Here is a 2,516-nt window from a genome sequence, read left to right as displayed (position 1 = left end):
GACCCGGGGACCCGGGCCGGGGCTATCGTCGGGGGATGGACGTGCGGATCGGGACCTCCGGCTGGACCTACAAGCATTGGCGCGGGACCTTCTACCCGCAGGGGCAGCGGATCGCCGATCAGCTCGACCACTACACGGAGCGCTTCCGGACGGTCGAGCTCAACGGCTCCCACTACCGCTGGCCGGCGGACAGCACCGTCGAGGCATGGCGCGAGCGCCTGCCCGCCGGCTTCGAGATGGCCGTCAAGGCCTCCCGCTACCTCACCCACTACCGCAAGCTCAACGAGCCGCAGGACTGGGTGGAGCGCATCGTGCACACCCTGGACCTGCTCGGTGACCACGCCGGGCCGCTGCTGCTGCAGCTGCCGGCCAACCTGCACCGCGACGACGACCGACTCGCCGGGTTCCTCGGCCTGCTGCCCGAGCGGGTGCGCGTGGCGGTGGAGGTCCAGCACGAGTCCTGGCTGGACGAGGACGTGTTCGACCTCCTCGACCGGCACGGGGCGGGGTTCGTGGTCTCGGTGATCGCCGGGCGGGAGCCGGTGCTGCGCGCGACCGGCCGCCTCGCCTACGTGCGCTTCCACAACGCGGACCCGGACTGGCGCTACGGCGGCTCGTTCTCCGACGCCGAGCTCGCCCCCTGGGTGGGGCGGCTGCGGGTGCTGACCGGCGCGGACAACGGCGGCCCGGCCGGGGACGCGGCGGGCGCGCGGCCCGCCTACGTCTACTTCAACAACGACAACCACGGCCACGCCGGGTTCAACGCGCTGACACTGCGCAGGATGGCGGAGACCGGAGCCTGACACGTGCCGAGCGCATGCCTAGCGTGAGGAGGAAGCGGTGGCTGAGCGCCGCCGTCGTCCCCCGAGAGCACAGGAAGGCAGACGCACATGACCCTCATGCAGATCCCCACGGACCACGGCACGATCGGGCTGAACGTGGAGGAGGCCGGCCACGGGCGTCCCGTCGTCCTCATCCACGGCTGGCCGATGACCCTCGACTCCTGGAAGGACCAGGTCGCAGCCCTGTCCCCGCACTACCGCGTGATCACCTACGACCGGCGCGGCTTCGGCGCCTCGGAGAAGCCCGCCGGCGGCTACGACTACGACACGATGACCGCCGACCTGCACGGTCTGCTCACCGAGCTCGACCTGCGTGACGTGACGCTCGTGGGCTTCTCGATGGGCGGCGGCGAGGTGGCGCGCCACATGTCCCGGTTCGGCGCTGACCGGATCCACTCGGTGGTGTTCGCCGGCGCGGTGCCCCCGTACCTGCTGAAGACCGAGGACAACCCCGACGGCCCGCTGACCGAGAAGCAGGCCGCCGAGATGCGGGCGGGCCTCGAGAAGGACCGCGAGGCGTTCTTCGACGACTTCACGACGACGTTCTTCTCCACCCCCAAGCTGGCCGGTCTGACCAGCAGCCTCAAGGTCACCGAGGAGCAGCGCCAGGAGGCCATCCGGATGGCGCTGCAGTCCGACCAGACGGCGGCGCTGGCCTGCATGGACGCGTTCGGAGCCACCGACTTCCGCCGCGACCTGCCGGCGGTGACCGTGCCGACCCTGGTCCTGCACGGCGACGCCGACCAGATCGTGCCGTTCAAGGGCTCCGGCAAGCGGACGCACAAGGCGATCGACGGCAGCCGCGTCGAACTGGTCAAGGACGCCCCACACGGATTCAGCATCAGCCACTCCGAGGAGTTCAACCGGATCCTGCTGGAGTTCCTGGCGGAGTGAGGGCGCGGGCGGGCGCATCCGAGTGCGGGACGCGACACGGCGCTCGTGGGGGTGGTGCATGCCGCCCCCGCGGCGCCGACGCCGACCTGTCAGGTTCGATCCGACGACGCGGTGATCACCCGGAGGGTGGGATCAGGCCGCCCGGCTGGCAGAACCGCGCGTCAGCACGTGGAGGATGAAGCCGCTGAGCGCGGCTGCCCCCAGATGGAGGCCCACGGCCCGGAACGGGTCGATTCCGGACGGCAGGTGGGTGAGCAGGAGGCCGCGCACGGCCACTCCACTCACCAGGGTGAGCTCACTGAGCCAGATGATCCCGATGACCGTCATCGACGAAGCTCCCTCCACGGCGACGCGCACCTACCGAAGCCGAGCAGATCCCAGACCTGCTCCACCACGAACGGCCAGGCTACGGGAAGGCACACTTTCTCCTGCGCCTCCAACGTCGCCGACGGCGTCGTGCCCCGGTCCCGTCCGACGTCAGGCAGGCGGCCCGATCCAGCTGGCACTTGATCGCGCACCAGTCCGGTCATCCTCCAGGCACGAAGAAGCCCCCACACCGACATGGTCGGTGCAGGGGCCTCTGCTCGGCTCCCCCGGTTGGATTCGAACCAACAACCCGGCCACACCATTCATCTCCGGACTCGTTCAGGACGCCACTACCTAGATGTACTGTCCGGGGACGTTGATCAATCGTGAGAAGGGCGGCTGGTTCCCGCAGGCGCTGTGGGGGCGATGCTGGTTGTAGTGGTGGAGCCAGTCGGGGAGGGCGTCTCGGCGTTC

4 protein-coding genes are annotated in these 2,516 nt (G+C 70.0%); 2 read left to right on the top strand and 2 right to left on the bottom strand.

All coding sequences use genetic code 11. The annotated features are described in order from the left end of the window. Positions 1-35: 35 nt before the first annotated feature. Together MHY29_RS11830 and MHY29_RS11825 are read left to right on the top strand one after the other, a co-directional pair. Positions 36-803 carry a DUF72 domain-containing protein gene (locus MHY29_RS11830; protein WP_255718937.1) on the top strand — a complete coding sequence of 256 codons (768 nt, stop codon included), beginning with the start codon at positions 36-38 and terminating at the stop codon, positions 801-803. An 87-nt stretch (positions 804-890) separates the two neighbouring features. Further along, complete coding sequence (locus tag MHY29_RS11825; protein ID WP_239241473.1) at positions 891-1,736, top strand: alpha/beta fold hydrolase; 846 nt, start codon at positions 891-893, stop codon at positions 1,734-1,736. 132 nt (positions 1,737-1,868) lie between these two features. On the opposite strand, the gene MHY29_RS11820 is transcribed toward MHY29_RS11825, so the two are convergent. Together MHY29_RS11820 and MHY29_RS11815 are read right to left on the bottom strand one after the other, a co-directional pair. Beyond that, positions 1,869-2,093 carry a hypothetical protein gene (locus MHY29_RS11820; protein WP_239241472.1) on the bottom strand — a complete coding sequence of 75 codons (225 nt, stop codon included), beginning with the start codon at positions 2,091-2,093 and terminating at the stop codon, positions 1,869-1,871. Between the two features lie 303 nt (positions 2,094-2,396). Next, positions 2,397-2,516: integrase core domain-containing protein (locus tag MHY29_RS11815; RefSeq protein WP_239241475.1), on the bottom strand; the 120-nt coding region annotated here is incomplete at its 5' end.

Source organism: Micrococcus sp. ACRRV, from assembly GCF_022346985.1.
Taxonomy (GTDB): domain Bacteria; phylum Actinomycetota; class Actinomycetes; order Actinomycetales; family Micrococcaceae; genus Micrococcus; species Micrococcus porci.
The sequence above is the reverse complement of the archived record's forward strand: the minus strand, read 5'-3'. Positions and strand labels throughout refer to the sequence as shown.